General features: G+C 72.3%; 15 protein-coding genes. 4 read left to right on the forward strand and 11 right to left on the reverse strand.

Annotated elements, in window-relative coordinates:
• Positions 1 to 69 precede the first annotated feature (69 nt).
• The 3 genes from ABZ693_RS24795 to ABZ693_RS24805 all read right to left on the reverse strand — a co-directional run bounded on the left by ABZ693_RS24795 (position 70) and on the right by ABZ693_RS24805 (position 4,608).
• The gene (locus tag ABZ693_RS24795; protein WP_359881168.1) at positions 70 to 2,022 is read right to left on the reverse strand and encodes a SpoIIE family protein phosphatase; all 1,953 of its coding nucleotides are present in this window, start codon (positions 2,020 to 2,022) and stop codon (positions 70 to 72) included.
• 325 nt (positions 2,023 to 2,347) lie between these two features.
• Positions 2,348 to 3,031 carry a cytidylyl-2-hydroxypropylphosphonate hydrolase gene (fomD, locus tag ABZ693_RS24800; protein WP_359881171.1) on the reverse strand — a complete coding sequence of 228 codons (684 nt, stop codon included), beginning with the start codon at positions 3,029 to 3,031 and terminating at the stop codon, positions 2,348 to 2,350.
• Between the two features lie 164 nt (positions 3,032 to 3,195).
• On the reverse strand, positions 3,196 to 4,608 hold the full coding sequence (locus ABZ693_RS24805) for a class II fumarate hydratase (protein ID WP_359881173.1): 1,413 nt from the start codon (positions 4,606 to 4,608) through the stop codon (positions 3,196 to 3,198).
• Positions 4,609 to 4,714: 106 nt separating this feature from the next.
• Between ABZ693_RS24805 and ABZ693_RS24810 the strand changes: the two genes are divergently transcribed.
• Complete coding sequence (locus ABZ693_RS24810; protein WP_359881176.1) at positions 4,715 to 6,268, forward strand: ricin-type beta-trefoil lectin domain protein; 1,554 nt, start codon at positions 4,715 to 4,717, stop codon at positions 6,266 to 6,268.
• Between the two features lie 143 nt (positions 6,269 to 6,411).
• Here ABZ693_RS24810 and ABZ693_RS24815 read toward each other — a convergent pair whose 3' ends face one another.
• The 3 genes from ABZ693_RS24815 to ABZ693_RS24825 all read right to left on the reverse strand — a co-directional run bounded on the left by ABZ693_RS24815 (position 6,412) and on the right by ABZ693_RS24825 (position 9,820).
• Positions 6,412 to 7,068 (reverse strand): lipoprotein, encoded by a 657-nt coding sequence (locus tag ABZ693_RS24815; protein WP_359881178.1) that lies wholly within the window; start codon positions 7,066 to 7,068, stop codon positions 6,412 to 6,414.
• Positions 7,069 to 7,169: 101 nt separating this feature from the next.
• Positions 7,170 to 7,811 (reverse strand): HAD family acid phosphatase, encoded by a 642-nt coding sequence (locus ABZ693_RS24820; protein WP_359881302.1) that lies wholly within the window; start codon positions 7,809 to 7,811, stop codon positions 7,170 to 7,172.
• 341 nt (positions 7,812 to 8,152) lie between these two features.
• Complete coding sequence (locus tag ABZ693_RS24825) at positions 8,153 to 9,820, reverse strand: fumarate hydratase (protein ID WP_359881179.1); 1,668 nt, start codon at positions 9,818 to 9,820, stop codon at positions 8,153 to 8,155.
• 227 nt (positions 9,821 to 10,047) lie between these two features.
• On the opposite strand from ABZ693_RS24825, the gene ABZ693_RS24830 reads away from it, so the two are divergent.
• Positions 10,048 to 10,779 carry a DUF1707 SHOCT-like domain-containing protein gene (locus ABZ693_RS24830; protein WP_359881182.1) on the forward strand — a complete coding sequence of 244 codons (732 nt, stop codon included), beginning with the start codon at positions 10,048 to 10,050 and terminating at the stop codon, positions 10,777 to 10,779.
• A gap of 155 nt (positions 10,780 to 10,934) precedes the next feature.
• Complete coding sequence (locus ABZ693_RS24835) at positions 10,935 to 11,306, forward strand: WhiB family transcriptional regulator (RefSeq protein WP_359881184.1); 372 nt, start codon at positions 10,935 to 10,937, stop codon at positions 11,304 to 11,306.
• Between the two features lie 197 nt (positions 11,307 to 11,503).
• On the opposite strand, the gene glpX is transcribed toward ABZ693_RS24835, so the two are convergent.
• Positions 11,504 to 12,538 (reverse strand): class II fructose-bisphosphatase, encoded by a 1,035-nt coding sequence (glpX, locus tag ABZ693_RS24840; RefSeq protein WP_359881187.1) that lies wholly within the window; start codon positions 12,536 to 12,538, stop codon positions 11,504 to 11,506.
• A 133-nt stretch (positions 12,539 to 12,671) separates the two neighbouring features.
• Between glpX and ABZ693_RS24845 the strand changes: the two genes are divergently transcribed.
• Positions 12,672 to 13,202, forward strand: a complete 531-nt coding sequence (locus ABZ693_RS24845; RefSeq protein WP_359881190.1) for a DUF4245 domain-containing protein — start codon at positions 12,672 to 12,674, stop codon at positions 13,200 to 13,202.
• 166 nt (positions 13,203 to 13,368) lie between these two features.
• Here the strand turns inward: ABZ693_RS24845 and ABZ693_RS24850 are convergent, their stop codons facing one another.
• The 4 genes from ABZ693_RS24850 to ABZ693_RS24865 form a co-directional block, all read right to left on the reverse strand.
• Positions 13,369 to 13,959 carry a malonic semialdehyde reductase gene (locus ABZ693_RS24850; protein ID WP_359881193.1) on the reverse strand — a complete coding sequence of 197 codons (591 nt, stop codon included), beginning with the start codon at positions 13,957 to 13,959 and terminating at the stop codon, positions 13,369 to 13,371.
• Between the two features lie 152 nt (positions 13,960 to 14,111).
• On the reverse strand, positions 14,112 to 14,357 hold the full coding sequence (locus ABZ693_RS24855; RefSeq protein WP_359881196.1) for an exodeoxyribonuclease VII small subunit: 246 nt from the start codon (positions 14,355 to 14,357) through the stop codon (positions 14,112 to 14,114).
• 101 nt (positions 14,358 to 14,458) lie between these two features.
• On the reverse strand, positions 14,459 to 15,688 hold the full coding sequence (gene xseA, locus ABZ693_RS24860; protein ID WP_359881197.1) for an exodeoxyribonuclease VII large subunit: 1,230 nt from the start codon (positions 15,686 to 15,688) through the stop codon (positions 14,459 to 14,461).
• A 212-nt stretch (positions 15,689 to 15,900) separates the two neighbouring features.
• The gene (locus tag ABZ693_RS24865; protein WP_359881199.1) at positions 15,901 to 17,274 is read right to left on the reverse strand and encodes an APC family permease; all 1,374 of its coding nucleotides are present in this window, start codon (positions 17,272 to 17,274) and stop codon (positions 15,901 to 15,903) included.
• Positions 17,275 to 17,302 lie beyond the last annotated feature (28 nt).

A 17,302-nucleotide genomic window follows, 5' to 3' on the forward strand; every position in this document is an offset into this window, starting at 1 on the left:
CGGCGTTCCCGGGTTGTCGGTGCGCGCCTATAACCTCGTATACGTGTCGTCTCTCGCGCTGTACCGCCGCTACCGCCCCGAGTCCTTCGCCGAGGGCAGTTCGAACCACACCACCTTGCCGCCCGACAGACGCGTCGCGCCCCACCGGCGGGCCAGCCGGTTCACCAGGAACAGCCCCCGGCCGCCCTCGTCGGTGTCCCGTGCCCGCCGCTGCCGGGGCAGCTGCGGCGAGTCGTCGCCGACCTCGCAGCGCAGCACGTCGGTCCGCAGCAGCCGCAGTGTCACCGGCCGTTCCGCGTACCGCACGGCGTTCGTGACGACCTCGCTGACCAGCAGCTCGACCGAGTCGGTCAGCTCCTCCAGGCCCCAGCGGGTCAGCGCCCGCCGGGCGTGCCGCCGGGCCCGGCCCGGTGCCGAGTCCTCCGGCTCCAGGAACCAGTACGCCACGTCGCTCGGCGCGATCCCGTCGAAGCGGGCCGCGAGCAGCGCGATGTCGTCGTCCCGGTCGCCCGGACCCAGCATGTCGAGCACGTCGTCGCACAGCGCCTCCAGCGGAGGCGCGTGGTCCGGCCCGGTGAGCTGCGCCGTCGCCGCGAGGCGCTCCCGCAGCAGCTCGATGCCGCTCGACACGTCCCGCAGCCGCGACTCGACCAGACCGTCCGTGTACAGCAGCAGCGTGGCCCCGGCCGGCGCGTCCAGCTCCACCGCCTCGAAGTCCACCCCGCCCACGCCGATCGGCGCGCCCGAGGGCACCCGCAGGACCTCCGCCTGGCCGCCCAGGTGCAGCAGTATGGGCGGCGGATGCCCCGCGTTGGCGATGGTGATCCGGTGCGCGACCGGGTCGTACACCGCGTACATGCACGTCGCCATGCGGTTCTCGCCGAGCCGCTGCGCCTGCTCGTCCAGGTGGTGCAGCACCTCCTGCGGCGGCAGGTCGAGCCCGGCGAGGGTCTGCGCCGTGGTCCGCAGCTGGCCCATGATCGCCGCCGACGTCATGGAATGGCCCATGACGTCGCCCACGACCAGCGCCACCCGGCTGCCGGGCAGCGGGATCGCGTCGTACCAGTCGCCGCCGACCCGCGCCGTCTCGGCCGCCGGAAGGTAGCGCGAGGCGAGCCGTACGCCGGTCGGCTGCGGCAGCGAGTCCGGCAGCATGGTGCGCTGGAGCTCGTCCGCGATGTACGCCTCCCGCCCGTACAGCACCGCCTTGTCGATGCCGAGCGCCGTGTGCGTCGCCAGCTGCGCCGCGACGAGCAGGTCGTTCGGCTCGAAACCGGCCCGCTCCGGGCGTCGCAGGAACACGGCGGCACCGATCACCCGGCGCCGCCCGCGCAGCGGCGCGAGGATGGCCCGCTGACCGCCGGGCAGCGGATGGTCCGGGCCGAGGAGTTCGGGCAGCGCGGTTCTGGCCGCGTCCGTGTCGCCGGACACCGGCCGTACCCCGCGCAGCACTTCGGCGAGCGCGCCGCCGGAGCGGACCTCGCACAGCTCCGCCGCGGGCGTCGGGTCCGGGTCGGGGACCAGGACCAGCTCCTCGCCTTCCAGATCCGTTAACCGCAGCCGGTCCGTGCGCCGCAGCCGCAACACGAACGGCTCGGCCGGCCGTTCGTCGCCGACCGGCAGCGGATCTCTCAGATAGACCAGGATCGCGTCGGAGAACGTCGGTACCGTCGCCCGGCACAGCCCGAGCACGATCTCGTCGAGATCGAGGCCGCGTGCGATGCGCCGCGTCGCGGCGCCCACGAACCGCAGCCGGTCGCCCTCGCGGCGCGCGCCGCCGCCGGCGGCACCGGCTCCGTCGGGGCCGGACCGGGAGCCGTCACCGGCGCCGCCGGGCGCGGGCACGGAAGCGGACACGGCGACGCCGGCCGCCGCGGCCGCCGTCGCGCTCGACACCGCACTCTGCGCGACGCCGTGCGCCGCGCCCTGCCCCGGTGCCGTCTCCTGGCGGGGGCGGGTGCGTTCCTGCGGCCGTTCGGCCATCGCCTTGCGGCCTTCGTGGGAGGTGGGATGCTCCGTCACGCCTGGGATTCCGTCCGTCCGGGCCGGTGGTGCGTTGCACGCGCTCTTCTCGCCGATGCCGCTCCATCGGCAGGGCTAAACCCCCGGCACGAGGTCGATGTGGGGAAGGCGGTGAGGGCACCCGCGCACGGCTTCGGCACTGCTCTCCCCCTCGGGTGGCCTTCATGGAGGACCGGTGGCCGGCCGACGGCCGGTCAGTGGTCCGGTACTGCTCGGTTCCTGCGGTGCTGCTCTTCGGTTTCGGTTCGTGACCGGGTCTGTGACGTGCGGTTCAGTCGCCGAAGGCCTGCGGAGGACGATCCTACGGTTGCCCCCCGGGTGCGCATCAAGGGGCACGTGGTGCCGTGTGGACGGCGACCCGGTCCCAGTCGTCGGGCAGGACGGGAACCGGCCAGCCCGGGTCGGGCCGCCACGCCTCCCAGCCCGCCGAGAACGGCGCGCCCCACTCCCGGATCAGCTCGACGGCCGCCCGGCCCGCCCGCCGGACCCGCTCCGCCTGCGCGGTGTCGAGCAGTCCGGTGCGCTGGGCCTCGGCGAACTCGTCCTCGTCCCGCCACAGCCAGCTGTGGTCAGGGAAGACGGAGATGTCGAGGTAGTGGTCCTCGGAGTCGACGCCGCCGGCCCAACGGGTGCGGGGCGTCTCCAGGTTCACGTACCAGCTGCGGAACAGCCAGTCGCCCTCCCAGAACAGCCACACCGACCACGGCTCGTCCGGCCGGGCCAGCTTGAGCACGCCCGTGCCGTGCCAGGGCGCCCGGACCGTGGTACGGGGCGCGGTGTAACGGGTGGCCAGCGGTTCCTCGTGTATCGGGGTGCCGTCGGCCAGCACCGGTTTGACGCATTCGGTGCCGGGCGCCATCCAGACCGCGAGCAGCTCCGGGGTGTCCTGGACCACGGTCACCGGACGGCAGATGTGCACGTCGCCGGTGCCGTTGTCGCGGTAACGCCAGAGGATGTGGTCCCCCGGCGCCCAGCGCGGTGGGCGGCCGGATGAGCCGGATGCTGTCATGGGCAGAGTTTAGGGGGTGCCGGGCCGATCGGAACCCCGTGCCGACCGGCGCGCCACCCTCCGCGCCACCACGCGCGCCACCCCGGTCCGGGGGCGCGGACCGGGGTGGGAGCACGGCCCGCCGGCCCGGTACGCGGGCCCGGACCTCGCACGTCAGAGGCCGGTCAGGGGCGGGTCATCCGGAGCACGTCGAGGGCCTCGTCGAGCTGAGCCAGGGTCAGGTCGCCCCGCTCCACGTACCCGCCCTCCAGGACCACCTCGCGGATCGTCCGGCGCTCGGCGAGCGCCTTCTTGGCGACCTTGGCGGCCTCCTCATAGCCGATGTAACGGTTCAGCGGAGTCACCACGGACGGCGAGGACTCGGCGAATTCGCGGGCCCGTTCGACGTTCGCGGTGATGCCGTCGACCGTGCGGTCCGCGAGCAGCCGGGAGGCGTTCGCGAGCAGCCGTACGGACTCCAGCAGGTTCTTCGCCATCACCGGCAGCATCACGTTGAGCTCGAAGTTCCCGGCCGCGCCGGCCACCGCGACGGTGGTGTCGTTGCCGGTGACCTGGGCCGCGACCATCAGTACCGCCTCCGGGATCACCGGGTTGACCTTGCCCGGCATGATCGACGAGCCGGGCTGGAGGTCCGGCAGGTTGATCTCGCCGAGGCCGGTGCGCGGGCCGCTGGCCATCCAGCGCAGGTCGTTGGCGATCTTCGTGAGCGACACCGCGATGGTCCTGAGCTGGCCCGATGTCTCCACCAGGCCGTCCCGCGCGCCCTGCGCCTCGAAGTGGTCGCGGGCCTCGGTCAGCGGCAGTCCGGTGGTCCGCGCCACCTCGGCGATGACGGCGGCGGAGAAGCCGTGCGGGGTGTTGATGCCGGTGCCGACGGCGGTGCCGCCGAGGGGGAGTTCGGCGAGTCGCGGCAGGGCCGCGCGCAGCCGCTCCGCGCCGTACCTGATCTGGGCCGCGTATCCCCCGAATTCCTGCCCGAGGGTGACGGGTGTGGCGTCCATCAAATGGGTGCGACCCGATTTGACGACCCTCACGAATTCGGCTGATTTCCGTTCCAGCGCCGACGCCAGGTGTTCCAGCGCCGGGACCAGGTCCTGGCTGACCGCGGCGGTGGCGGCGATGTGGATCGAGGACGGGAAGACGTCGTTGGACGACTGCGAGGCGTTGACGTGGTCGTTCGGATGCACGTCACGGCCCAGCCGCTCGGCGGCGAGGGTGGCGAGGACCTCGTTGGTGTTCATGTTGGACGAGGTGCCGGACCCGGTCTGGAAGACGTCCACCGGGAACTGGGCGTCCCAGCGGCCCTCCGCGACCTCGGCCGCCGCCTCCTGGATCGCCTCGGCCACGTCCTTGTCGAGCACCCCCAGCTCCGCGTTCACCTTGGCGGCGGCGCCCTTGATCCGGGCCAGGGCCGCGATGTGGGCCCGCTCCAGGCGCTGGCCGCTCACGGGGAAGTTCTCCACCGCGCGCTGGGTCTGAGCCCGCCATTTGGCGTCGGCCGGCACGCGGACCTCGCCCATGGAGTCGTGCTCGACGCGGTAGCCGCCGGCCGGGGCCTCGTGATTGCTCTCGTTCATCATCCTCAACCTCCTGCAAAAGTTGAGCACTTGTCGTGTTCGACCTATTCCCAAGTCGCTTACCGGCCAGTAAAAACCGTGGGTAACCCCACTTCCAGGAGGCGCAATGCAGCGCACCGGGTACAGACTCCGCTGGCCCATCGCCGTCGCCGCCGCGGCGGCCGCCGCACTCGGCTCGTTCTCCGCCGCCACCCCCGCCGGAGCGGCCGACACGACCACGGTCACGGCGAGGACGGTCACGGCCGCGGCCGGCCAGGCCGTCGTCCCGCTCTCGCCCGAACTGGAGGCGATCCGGGCGGCCGAGGCCACCAAGATCTACGGCAGCCCCGAGGAGCGCCCGCTCACCCAGCGCAAGACCGGCCTGATCTCCCTCGGCGACAGCGAGATCTCCGGCGAGGGCGTCGGCACCTACGAATCGCCGACCAACGGCCCTGACAACTGGTGCCACCGCTCACCCGACGCCGCCATCCACCGCACCGGAATCCCCGCGGACCTCACGTTCAACGTGGCCTGCTCCGGCGCGTACACCGGCAACATCCGCGTCGGCGGCTCGAAGCAGTACGCCGACGAACTCGTCCAGAGCGACAGCCTGGCCGTCAAGGCCCGCAACACCCGCATCAAGATGGTGCTCCTGGTCGCCGGAGCCAACGACGACCTCCAGTTCGGCCCCGTCATGACCGACTGCGTCGAGCGCTACCTGCTCTCCCAGGGCGCCTGCAAGGACAAGTACTCGCCCGGCTGGCAGGCCCGCGTCGACGGGCTCGTACCCAAGGTCGAACAGACCGTGGGCGACCTGCGCGGCGTGATGCGCGACGCCGGATACGCCGACGCCGACTACAAGCTCGTCCTCATGGGCTACCCGAGCCCGATCGGCCCCGACTTCCGCGACAACCCGGACTTCCCCGGCAAGCTGATCTGCGGCGGCATGGGCTACGACGCCGACACCCAGTGGGGCCGCGACGTCGCCGTACCCGCCTTCGAACGCGGCATGCGCAAGGCCGCCGCCGACACCGGCGCCGTCTTCCTCGACAACTCGCGCCTCTTCCACGGCCACGAGGTCTGCACCGAGAACACCTGGGCCCGCGGCCTCTACATCGACCTCTCCAAGCCCGGACTGCCGGACGCCAACTCCGTACGCCAGTCCTTCCACCCCAACGCCCGCGGCCACGCCGCCTTCGCGTCCTGCCTCACCCAGATCTACAACGCCGGCGTGCGCGAGGCCGGCTGCGCGGACGTGAACTCCTCCGGCAGCCCGGTGCTCTTCCCGCTCGCCTGGGACGACGTCTATCAGCCGCTGAAGAACGCCGCCACCGGCAACTGCCTCGACGTCGACGGCTCCAGCTCCGCCAACGACACCGCCGTCCTCGGCTGGGACTGCCACGGCGGCCGCAACCAGAACTGGTGGTACGACACCGCCCGCGCCACCCTGCACACCGGGCTCACCCAGGACCGCTGCCTGGACGTGCGCGGCGGGACGTACGCGGCCGGCACCCCGCTCGTCATCTGGAACTGCCATGGCGGCGCCAACCAGAAGTTCGTCCGCGACGGCGCCACCCTGCGCCCGGCCTCGGCGACCGGCCTGTGCCTGACCCAGGGCGCGGCCAAGGAGCCGGTGCGGTTGCGGAACTGCGACGGCTCGGCGAACCAGCGCTTCGTCTGAGCCGGTGAGCCGCTGAGCCGCCTGATCCGTCTGAACCATCTGATGCGTGTGGTACGCCTCGCCCCTGCCCCTGCCCCTGCCCCTCGCCCCTGCCCGCGCCGTGTCGTCGGCGTGGGTGCGGGGGTACGTGTCGTGGCGGGCCGTCAGGGGAGCGTGACGCTCGTCCGCGCCAGCTCGTACGCGGGAAGCGTCTCCCGGTGCTCCTGGGCGTCGAGGCCGCCCAGGTGGACGATGACCGCGCCCTGCGGGGAGTCGACCGCGAAGGCCCGCCTCGGCATGGTGCCGTCGTCGAGGTCGGGGAGGGCGTACGTGACCTCCACGGCGGGCAGCGCACCACCCTTGACGTCGCGGTAGACGATGTCCGAGGGCTTCTGCTCCGCGCCCACGAATCCTTCGAGGGCCGCGCGCGCCGTCGTGCCCTTGGGGGCGGTCCACACCCGCAGGAAGCCGATGTGCCCGGCGGGCTTGGCGTCCACCTCGCAGCGCATGGTGGCCGGGCCCTTGCGCGCGAGCTCCGCGAACTCGGAGTCCTCGGGCACCTCGACGGCCTTCGGCTCCCAGTCGGTGGCGAGGGTGAAGGACACGGGCAGCTCGCACGCGGTCTTGGGGCCGCCGAGGGAGCCCGCGGCCTTGACGGCGGGCGCGGCCGGGGCGGCGGAGGCGGGCGCCTTGGTGGTGGCGGGCGTCCCGGCGGCGGGTGTGTCCGCGGCGGTGTCCGTCCCGCAGGCGGTCAGCAGACCAGCCGTGAGCAGGGCGAACGCGGCGGGAGCCACGGCCGCCCGGATGGATCTGTCTGGCATATGCCCATCATCCCCGAACGCCCCGGGAGCGCCTTCCGGTTTGTTCGGGGACTCATCGGGGAGCATCGGGGACGCGTCCGGGATGCTCGGCGCCGGCCGGGTCAGGACAGCTTGCCGCCGTAGTCCGGCAGCTTGAAGGTGCGCTCGGCGTGGCCGCCCTCCAGGTCGGTCGTGTTGTTGCCGATGTTCGCGACGATCGTGTAGCCCTTGGCCTCGATCTCCGCGCGCTTGGCCGTCTTGTACGCGCCGACCCCGGTGAACAGGTCGGGCAGCGAGCGCACGTACAGCCCGTCGACCGGGTAGCCGACCTCCTTCAGGTTCCACTCCGTCAGGGACTGGATGATGCCGGGCCGCGCGGTCACGAAGAAGACCGCCGTCCCGCGCGCGTCCGCCTCCCGCACCAGCTCGCGGATCTCCGGGATGGCCGGCGTCGGCAGCTCCCAGAAGGGGTGGAAGTCCGTCTCCAGGGAGGAGTTGTCGATGTCGAGGACGATCGCCTGCTTCTCGCCGGCCTTGGCGTTCTCGGCGCGCTGCTTCAGGTACGGACGCGCCTGCGCGGTCACGGCGGCCACGTCCTGGCGCCAGGACGTGTAGTCGATGTCCGCGAGGGCGGCGGTCGTGGCCACGTGGGTGTCGGGCGCGGAGGTGGTGGCGGCGGACGCGGACTGCGCCGGGACGACGAGCAGGAGGGCGGTGATGCCGAGTGCGGCGGCCGCTTTGGCCTTGACGGCGGTGGAGGGCATGGAGGGCATGGGGGGCTCCCGGGAGTCGACCGGCTCGGTGCGGACACGTGCTTGTCATGCTCGCGCCCTATCCTGGCCACCAGGCGACGGGAGGGCTACCGGTCGGTAGCGACTTTCTGAGCGATCATCGACGACGCCCCCCGGTCCGGTGACGGAACGAGGGGCGTACACGCGCTCCCGACCGCCCCGCCGGGGAGGTCGGGAGCGCGGAACGGGCAGAGCCCCGGCGAGGCGCCGGGGCTCTGGACGGATCAGGGGGTGTCGCAAGCGAGACCCGGACCCCGCACCGGTATGTGAGTGCGGCGATCCTCGGCCACCCGAAGGCAGCCGCCCGGCGTGGATCAGCCGAGGTTGGGGCCCCGGACCGGGATGGTCGTGAACGTCGGCTCCGGGGCCGGGTTCTGGAAGAAGTCGTTGCCCTTGTCGTCCACGACGATGAACGCCGGGAAGTCCTCGACCTCGATCTTCCAGACCGCCTCCATGCCGAGCTCCTCGTACTCGACGACCTCGACCTTCTTGATGCAGTCCTGCGCGAGGCGCGCCGCCGGGCCGCCGATCGAGCCGAGGTAGAAGCCGCCGTGCGCGTCGCACGCGTCGGTGACCTGCTTGCTGCGGTTGCCCTTGGCCAGCATGACCTTCGAGCCGCCCGCCGCCTGGAACTGCTCCACGTACGAGTCCATCCGGCCGGCCGTCGTCGGGCCGAAGGAGCCGGACGCGTAGCCCTCGGGGGTCTTCGCCGGGCCCGCGTAGTAGACCGGGTGGTCCTTCAGGTACTGCGGCATCTCCTCGCCCGCGTCCAGGCGCTCCTTGATCTTGGCGTGCGCGATGTCGCGCGCCACGACCAGCGGGCCGGTCAGCGAGAGGCGGGTCTTCACCGGGTACTTGGTCAGCTCGGCGAGGATGTCGTCCATCGGCTGGTTGAGGTCGATCTTCACGACCTCGCCCGCGTCCAGGTGGGAGTCCTCGGTGTCCGGCAGGAAGCGCGCCGGGTCTGTCTCCAGCCGCTCCAGGAAGACGCCCTCGGCGGTGATCTTCGCGACGGCCTGGCGGTCGGCCGAGCAGGACACGGCGATCGCGACGGGCAGCGAGGCGCCGTGCCGGGGCAGGCGCACCACGCGCACGTCGTGGCAGAAGTACTTGCCGCCGAACTGCGCGCCGATGCCGATCTTCTGCGTCAGCTCGAAGACCTTCTCCTCCAGCTCCTTGTCGCGGAAGCCGTGGCCGGTCTCGGCGGAGCCCTCGGTGGGCAGCTCGTCCAGGTAGTGCGCGGAGGCGTACTTGGCGGTCTTCAGCGCGAACTCGGCGCTGGTGCCGCCGACCACGATCGCCAGGTGGTACGGCGGGCAGGCCGCCGTGCCGAGCGAACGGATCTTCTCCTCCAGGAACTTCATCATGGAGGCCTCGTTGAGGACCGCCTTGGTCTCCTGGTAGAGGAACGACTTGTTGGCCGAGCCGCCGCCCTTGGCCATGAAGAGGAACTTGTACGCGCCGCCGTCGGTCGCGTACAGCTCGATCTGCGCGGGCAGGTTCGAGCCGGTGTTCTTCTCCTCCCACATGGTCACCGGGGCCATCTGCGAGTAGCGCAGGTTGAGCTTGGTGTACGCGTCGTAGATGCCGCGCGAGAGGGCTTCCTCGTCGCCGCCCTGGGTGAGCACGTTCTGGCCGCGCTTGCCCATGACGATCGCGGTGCCGGTGTCCTGGCACATGGGCAGCACGCCGGCGGCGGCGATGTTGGCGTTCTTGAGGAGGTCGAGCGCCACGAACTTGTCGTTCGCCGACGCCTCCGGGTCGTCGATGATCCGCCGCAGCTGGGCCAGGTGGGCCGGGCGCAGGTAGTGCTGGATGTCGTGGATCGCCTCGGCGGCGAGCGTGCGCAGGGCCTCCGGCTCGACCTTGAGGAACGTCCGGCCGTCGGCCTCGAAGGCGGAGACGCCTTCGGAGGTCACCAGGCGGTACGGCGTGGTGTCCTCTCCGACCGGGAGCAGATCGGAGTACGCAAACTCGGGCATGGGGTGGCCATTCCTCACTCGGCGACAGCTGCGCCGCCTCCGTTGGCGGCGCGCCCTCCAGCGTATGCCGCGCCGGCGGCGGGCGAGGGCGCGGCCCCGGTGCGGTGTGCGGCAGCTCACGGGGAGAGCAGGTGGGGGAGTCTCAAGGACAAGGCGTCACGGGATCGTCCGTACCAGGGGCGGCTTCCCTCTGGTCGCGATCTATCGCGTTTCGCTAGGCTGGGTCCGTGGACCTCGAAAAGCAGCCCCAGCAGCCGGCCGCCCCCGCCGAATCCGCGCCCGCGGCCCGGCCCGACTACGCCGATCCGCAGGGGGCGTTGCGGGCCTCGGACGCCGACCGCGACCGGATCGCGGACATCCTCCGGGAGGCCCTGGCGGAGGGGCGGCTCGACGCGGAGGAGCACTCCGAGCGGGTCGAGGCCGTCTACCGGGCCAAGACCGTCGGCGAGCTGGAGCCGATCGTGCGCGATCTGCCCGCCGCCCATCCGCCGCGGCCGGACGCCGCGTCCTCGGCCGCGTACGGCTACGGGACCGGTACGGACCTGGAGGAGGGCGACGGCCCGGCGGAGACCATGGTCGCGATCTTCTCCGCCTCCACCCGCAAGGGCCGCTGGCGGGTCAGCCGCCGCACCAACGCCTTCGCGCTCTTCGGCAACATCGAGATCGACCTGACCGAGGCGCTCTTCGAGCAGCGGCTCACCACCATCAACGCCACCTCGGTCTTCGGCAACGTCGAGGTCCGCGTCCCGGAGAACGTGACCCTGCGCGGCAGCGGCACCGGCGTCTTCGGCAACTTCGAGGTGACCACGCTGGAGGGCGCCGACCCGCAGGCCCCGGTGATCGTGGTCAACGGGTGGTCGGTCTTCGGCAATGTCGAGGCCCGGCCCAAGCGCGGCAAGTGGATCACCGACCTCCAGGCTCAGGTTCAGGACAAGCTGCGGAAACATCTCGGCCACTGACGCCCGCGATCCGCTTCTGACGGTGACCGGATTTCGCCATCGCCTGTCCGTGCTCCGGAACGCCGGCGCACGCAGTGCATAGGCGCGCGCACAGCGGGTAGGCCTCGTTGCATCGTCGCTCGCCCGCTCGCGGAAGCCGTCGTCAGGAGTAGACCGTGCTGCAGATGCCGCATCAGCCCCTCCGGGTCGCCGCCGTGCCGACCCAGCGCGCCCCCGTCCGGGAGGACGAGGCGGGGCCCTGGCACGCGGAGGCGGTCTGCCGCAGGGACGAGGCCGGTCTCTTCTTCGCTCCCTCCAAGGAGCCCACCGCGGCCCGGCTGTCGCGCGAGGAGGCCGCCAAGCGGGTCTGCGCCCGCTGCCCCGTGATGGTCGAGTGCCGCGAGCACGCCCTGCTGCAGCCGGAGCCGTACGGCGTGTGGGGCGGGCTCACCGCCGCCGAGCGCCGGGTCGTGCTCGCCCGGCGGCGCCGCCGCGAGGTCGAGCTGCGCAAGGCCGCGGCGGCCGAGCGCGTCGCACAGGCCGGCTGACGGTCTGGCCATCTGACCGTCTGAGCAGCCACCCGACGGACCGTACGGGCCGAACGCGCCGTACGGTCCGAACGCGCCGAACAGGCCGTACGGGCAGGGCCTTCGAACACGCGAAGGGCGCCCCACCGCACAGGGGGCGCCCTTCCTCGTACCGCCGCGCGCCGTCCCGAGGGGGTCCGGCGGCCGGGCGGGTGGTGCTACTTCGCCCGGTCGAAGTCCAGGTTGCTGTACGCGCGCAGCTTCGACAGGCGGTGCGTGGAGTCGATCTGGCGGATCGTGCCCGACTTCGAGCGCATGACGAGCGACTGGGTGGTCGCCGTCTCGCCGCGGTAGCGCACGCCGCGCAGCAGCTCGCCGTCGGTGATGCCGGTGGCGACGAAGAACACGTTCTCGCCGGAGACCAGGTCGCTCGTGGTGAGCACCCGGTCCAGGTCGTGGCCGGCGTCGAGGGCGCGCTGGCGCTCCGCGTCGTCCTTGGGCCACAGCTTGCCCTGGATCACACCGCCCATGCACTTTATGGCGCAGGCCGAGATGATGCCCTCGGGCGTGCCGCCGATGCCCATCAGCAGGTCGACGCCGGTGCCCTCGCGGGCGGCCATGATCGAGCCGGCCACGTCGCCGTCCGAGATGAACTTGATCCGGGCGCCGGTCTCGCGGATCTCCTTGACGATGCCCTCGTGGCGCGGGCGGTCCAGGATGACCACGGTGACGTCCTCGGCCGTCATGCCCTTGGCCTTGGCGACCCGGCGGATGTTGACCGAGACGGGGGCGTTGATGTCGACGAAGTCGGCGGCCTCGGGGCCGGTGACCAGCTTGTCCATGTAGAAGACCGCGGACGGGTCGAACATGGTGCCGCGGTCGGCGGCGGCGAGGACGGCGATCGCGTTCGGCATGCCCTTGGCGTTGAGCGTGGTGCCGTCGATCGGGTCCACCGCGATGTCGACCTCGGCGCTGGTGCCGTCGCCGACGTGCTCCCCGTTGAAGAGCATCGGGGCTTCGTCCTTCTCGCCCTCGCCGATGACGACGACGCCGTTCATCGAGACGGTGGAGATCAGGGTGCGCATGGCGTTCACCGCCGCGCCGTCCGCGCCGTTCTTGTCACCGCGGCCGACCCAGCGGCCCGCGGCCATGGCGGCGGCCTCGGTGACGCGGACCAGTTCGAGGGCCAGGTTGCGGTCGGGGGCCTCCGGGGAGACCTCCAGCTCGGGCGGAAGGTGGTGGTGCTCGGACATCGAAGCGCACCTTTCTGTACGGCGACGGCGACGGCCGGAAAACAAGAGGGTTCCTGTGACTCTATCGTCAGGTCGACAGAATGAGCAGAGGGGCCCACGTATGAGCACGCGGTCGTGATGCGACCATGGGGGCGTGGCAGGTAAGCGAGGCAGGCAGACGGTACGCGGGATGTTCCAGTCCCTCGGGGTGATCGCGATCGCCGCGGGTGTGATGTATCTCTTCATTCCGCACGATGAGGCAGCGACCCCGGTGAAGGCGAAGGACTACCGGGTGGAGCTGCTGACGGCCCAGCGCGCGGCGCCGTATCCGGTGCTCGCGCCCCAGGGGCTCGGCAAGGACTGGAAGGCGACGGTCGTCTCGTACAAGCGTGAGGACGGCAACGCCTGGCGGCTCGGCTTCCTGGACCCGGACACGCAGTACGTGGCCGTGAACCAGTCCACGAAGGACCCGCGGAAGTACGTCCCCGAGGTCACGCTGAAGGCCACGGACACCGGCAAGACGCAGCGGGTCGGCGGCCAGGAGTGGCAGCGCTGGGAGGGCCCGAAGTACGACGCGCTCGTGCGCACCGAGAACGGCGCGACGACGGTCGTGGCCGGCACGGCGTCGTTCGAGCGGCTGGCCGAGATGGCGGGCTCGCTGGAGGCCCAGGAGACGAGGGCGTAATCCCCGCGAAGGCGTAGTACCCGCGATGCGGCGCGGCCCCGTGCGTACGAGGAAGCGCCTCTGCTCGCACGAGGCGACGCCTCTGTTCGTGCGAGGAAGTCCCCATTTGTACGAGGAAGCCCCCGGCGCGTCCAGCGCACCGGGGGCTTCCTCACGTACGGGCGGCTCAGACGGTGGTGATGACCTCGTCGAGCTCCAGGCGCGGGGAGCGCGGGAACCAGGCGTCCTCGCCCGGCTTGCCGATGTTGATGACCATCAGCGGGGTGTGGTCCTCGTCCAGGAACTCCTTCTGGACACCGGCGAAGTCGAGGCCGGTCATCGGGCCGGCGGCCAGGCCGGCGGCGCGCACGCCGATGATGAAGTACGCGGCCTGGAGGGCGGCGTTCAGCTGCGCGGAGCCCTCACGGACCGGGCGCTCGGCGAAGAACATGTCCTTGGCCTGCGGGAAGTGCGGGAGCAGGGCCGGCAGCTCCTCGTGGAACTCGTTGTCCGCGGAGAGGATCGCGACCAGCGGGGCGGTGCGGGTCTTGGCCTGGTTGCCCTCGGCCATGTGCCGCACCAGGCGCTCGCGGGCCTCGTCGGAGCGGACCAGGGTGATGCGCAGCGGCGACTGGTTGAACGCGGTCGGGCCGAACTTGACCAGGTCGTAGATGGCCTGGACCTGCTCGTCGGTCACCGGCTCGTCGGTGAAGGTGTTGGCGGTCCGGGCCTCGCGGAAGAGGAGGTCCTGGGCGGCGGCGTCAAGGACGAGGGACATGCTGCGTACTCCAAGCAGAGGGGGCCGCCCGGCGGGGATCCGGGCGTTGGGTCGACGGTACGCCCAAGGTAGGTGAAGTTTCAACTACCCCTCCCCAAGTGAAGCGGATAGTGATCCGGTTCACATCGCCGCAGGCTCGCTCGCCCTCTCGCTCACTCGGTGCCGTTCCCGTCGCCTTCCTCCGCCCGCTCGGCGGCCAGCGACGCGTCCAGCCGCGCCCGGGCCCCTTCGAGCCGGCGCCGGCACACCTTCGCCAGCTCCTCGCCGCGCTCCCAGAGCGCCAGCGACTCCTCCAGCGTCGTCCCGCCCGCCTCCAGGCGGCGGACGACCTCGATGAGCTCGTCGCGGGCCTGCTCGTAGCCGAGCGTGTTCTCTTCGGTGTCCGCTTCTGCTGCCATCGATCCGTTCCTTCTGCTGTCTGCTGTCTGCTGTCTGCTGTCCTGTGCCGGGCTTCTGCCGTGCCCGGGTTGTCTGTCTGTGGCGTTACGGCGTGACGGCGCTACGGCGCGGGTCGGGCGGGGTCGTCCGCCCGGCGTACCCGGAACTCGCCCGCCGCCACCCGCGCCCGCAGCTCCTCGCCGTCCGCGACCTCCGCCGGGTCCCGTACCACCGCGCCGTCCGCCCGCTGGAGCACCGCGTACCCCCGCTCCAGCGTCGCCGCCGGCGACAGCGCCCGGACCCGCGCCCGGGTGTGGGACAGCTCCGAGTCGGCCCGGTCGAGCAGATGCCCGAGGGTCCGCCGGCTGCGGGCGAGCAGTGCGTCGACCTCGTCCGCGCGCACCTCGACCATCCGCTGCGGATGCTCCATCACCGGCCGGGCCAGCGCGTGCGCCAGGCCCCGCTCCTCGCGCTCCACCAGACCCCGTACGGTCCGCAGCGCCCGGTCCCGCAGCAGCCGCACCCGCTCCAGCTCCTCGCCCACGTCCGGCACCACCTTCTTGGCGGCGTCCGTCGGCGTCGACGCCCGCAGGTCCGCGACCAGGTCGAGCAGCGGGGAGTCCGGCTCGTGGCCGATCGCGGAGACCACCGGCGTACGGCAGTCGGCGACCGTCCGCACCAGCTGCTCGTCCGAGAACGGCAGCAGGTCCTCGACGCTGCCGCCGCCCCGGGCCACGATGATCACGTCCACGTCGCCGTGCGCGTCCAGCTCCTTCACGGCCTGGACCACCTGCGGTACGGCGCGGACGCCCTGCACCGCCACGTTGCGCACCTCGAAGCGGACGGCGGGCCAGCGGCGCCGCGCGTTCTCCAGGACGTCGCGCTCGGCCGCCGACGCCCGCCCGCAGACCAGGCCGATCAGGCGCGGCAGGAACGGCAGCGGCTTCTTGCGGTTCTGGGCGAACAGGCCCTCGGCGGCGAGCGCGCGCTTGAGCTGTTCGAGCCGGGCCAGCAGCTCGCCGACGCCGACCGGGCGGATCTCCGCCGCGCGCAGCGACAGCTGCCCCCGGGGCGCGTACCACTCCGGCTTGGCGTGCACGACGACCCGCGCGCCCTCCGAGACGACGTCGGCGACGGCGTCGAAGACCTGGCGGTAGCAGGTGACGTTGATGGAGATGTCGTGCGAGGGGTCGCGCAGCGTCAGGAACACCACCCCGGCGCCCGGGCGCCGCGACAACTGCGTGATCTGCCCCTCGACCCAGACCGCCCCGAGCCGGTCGATCCACCCGCCGATGAGCCGGGAGACCTCCCCGACGGGCAGCGGCGTGTCGGCGGACGTGTTCAGAGCCATGCGCCGAGCGTAACGGCCGTCTCGGACAGCGGGGCGGGGTCGGCGGGATCGCCCTCCACGGGTAGGGGCGGCTCGGCCTCCGCGAGCCGGGGGCGGGGAGCTCGGAGCCCGGAGCCTCGGCGTCCGGGAGCCGGTGTCCGGTGTCCGGTGTCCGGCGTACGGGGTCCGCGAGCCGGGGTCCGCGAGCCGGGGTCCGGTGGGCCTCCGGACCCTCACACCTCCCGCCGCGCCCCCTGCACCGCCAGGATCACCAGCCCCACGCCCAGCCACACCACGCCCACCACCTGCGCCGACGGCGACGCCTCCACGATCACCGCGATCAGGATCGCCGCGCCTACCACCGGCGCCACCACGTGCGGCAGCCAGCGCGGCGGCCCCTCCATCCGGCGCACCGCGAACCACCCCACCACGCTCGCGTGCAGCAGGACGAAGGCGGTGAGCGCCCCGACGTTGACCACCGACACCAGCTCGTCGAGCCCGTTGTCCCGGCGCGCCGCCCACACCGCGGCGACCAGCGTGATCGTCGCCGCCACCAGCAGCGCGACCCGTGGCACGCCCCCGTCCGTACGGGCCAGCGCCCGCGGCAGCCGCCGGCCGCGGCCCATCGCGAACAGCAGCCGCGCGCCCGCCGCCTGCCCGGCGAGCGCCGCGAAGGCCGCGCCGATCGCCTTGGACACCGCGACCAGATCGTGCAGCCAGCCGCCCACCGACACGTCGACCGCGTCGTAGAACGCCGCGCCCTGGAGCGCCGGGTTCGCGGCCAGTTCCGCCGAGGTCACCGGTTCGAGCAGCGCCACCAGCCAGGTCTGCGCCACGAACAGCACACCGGCCAGCGCCAGGCAGAACAGCACCGCCCGCGCCACCTTCGCCGAGCCGCCGGTCACCTCCTCGGCGAAGGTCGCGATCGCGTCGAAGCCGAGGTACGACAGGACCGCCACCGACACCGCGCCCAGGACCGCGACCGCCGAGAACCCGTGGTCCCCGACGAGCGGCGACCACCACTCGCGGCGCGCCCCGTCCCGGGCGAGCACGACGACCGCGGACACCATGAAGACCAGCAGCACCACGATCTCCATCGCGAGGACCGCGAAGCCGACCCGGGCCGCCGCCCGTACGCCCCACAGATTGAGCAGCGTGGTGACGACGACCGCGATCCCGGTCCAGATCCACCGGTCCACCTGCGGCACCAGCGCCTCCATCGCGATGCCCGCGAAGAGATACGCGACGGCCGGGATGAGCAGATAGTCGAGCATCGCCATCCAGCCCGCGACGAAACCGGTGCCCTCGCCCAGCGCCCTCCGCGCATACGCGAAGACCGACCCGGCCTGCGGCACGACCCGCACCATCTGCGCGTAACTGAACGCCGTGAACGCCATCGCGACCGTCGCCACCAGGTAGACCAGCGCCACCGCGCCGCGCGACTTCGCGTCCAGCGTGCCGAAGACGCCGACCGGGGCCATGGGCGCGATGAAGAGGAGCCCGTAGACGACCAGATCGCGGAATCCGAGCGCGCGCCGCAGCTGCTCGTGCTCGGCCGCCGGGGTGTTCGGAGCGTCCGGGGTGTCCGGGGCCAGGGGGTCCGCCATGGGGTCAGTCTCGGCCACGCCGCCGGGC

The organism is Streptomyces laurentii, assembly GCF_040635425.1.
GTDB classification, from domain to species: Bacteria; Actinomycetota; Actinomycetes; order Streptomycetales; family Streptomycetaceae; genus Streptomyces; species Streptomyces laurentii.

What these genes read in the sequence shown, in the direction of transcription:
- fomD (WP_359881171.1), bottom strand. Translation starts at nt 3,031, where the DNA reads ATGACAGCATCCGGCTCATCCGGCCGCCCACCGCGCTGGGCGCCGGGG.
- ABZ693_RS24805 (WP_359881173.1), bottom strand. Translation starts at nt 4,608, where the DNA reads ATGAACGAGAGCAATCACGAGGCCCCGGCCGGCGGCTACCGCGTCGAG.
- ABZ693_RS24810 (WP_359881176.1), top strand. Translation starts at nt 4,715, where the DNA reads ATGCAGCGCACCGGGTACAGACTCCGCTGGCCCATCGCCGTCGCCGCC.
- ABZ693_RS24815 (WP_359881178.1), bottom strand. Translation starts at nt 7,068, where the DNA reads ATGCCAGACAGATCCATCCGGGCGGCCGTGGCTCCCGCCGCGTTCGCC.
- ABZ693_RS24820 (WP_359881302.1), bottom strand. Translation starts at nt 7,811, where the DNA reads ATGCCCTCCACCGCCGTCAAGGCCAAAGCGGCCGCCGCACTCGGCATC.
- ABZ693_RS24825 (WP_359881179.1), bottom strand. Translation starts at nt 9,820, where the DNA reads ATGCCCGAGTTTGCGTACTCCGATCTGCTCCCGGTCGGAGAGGACACC.
- glpX (WP_359881187.1), bottom strand. Translation starts at nt 12,538, where the DNA reads ATGTCCGAGCACCACCACCTTCCGCCCGAGCTGGAGGTCTCCCCGGAG.
- ABZ693_RS24850 (WP_359881193.1), bottom strand. Translation starts at nt 13,959, where the DNA reads ATGTCCCTCGTCCTTGACGCCGCCGCCCAGGACCTCCTCTTCCGCGAG.
- ABZ693_RS24855 (WP_359881196.1), bottom strand. Translation starts at nt 14,357, where the DNA reads ATGGCAGCAGAAGCGGACACCGAAGAGAACACGCTCGGCTACGAGCAG.
- xseA (WP_359881197.1), bottom strand. Translation starts at nt 15,688, where the DNA reads ATGGCTCTGAACACGTCCGCCGACACGCCGCTGCCCGTCGGGGAGGTC.
- ABZ693_RS24865 (WP_359881199.1), bottom strand. Translation starts at nt 17,274, where the DNA reads ATGGCGGACCCCCTGGCCCCGGACACCCCGGACGCTCCGAACACCCCG.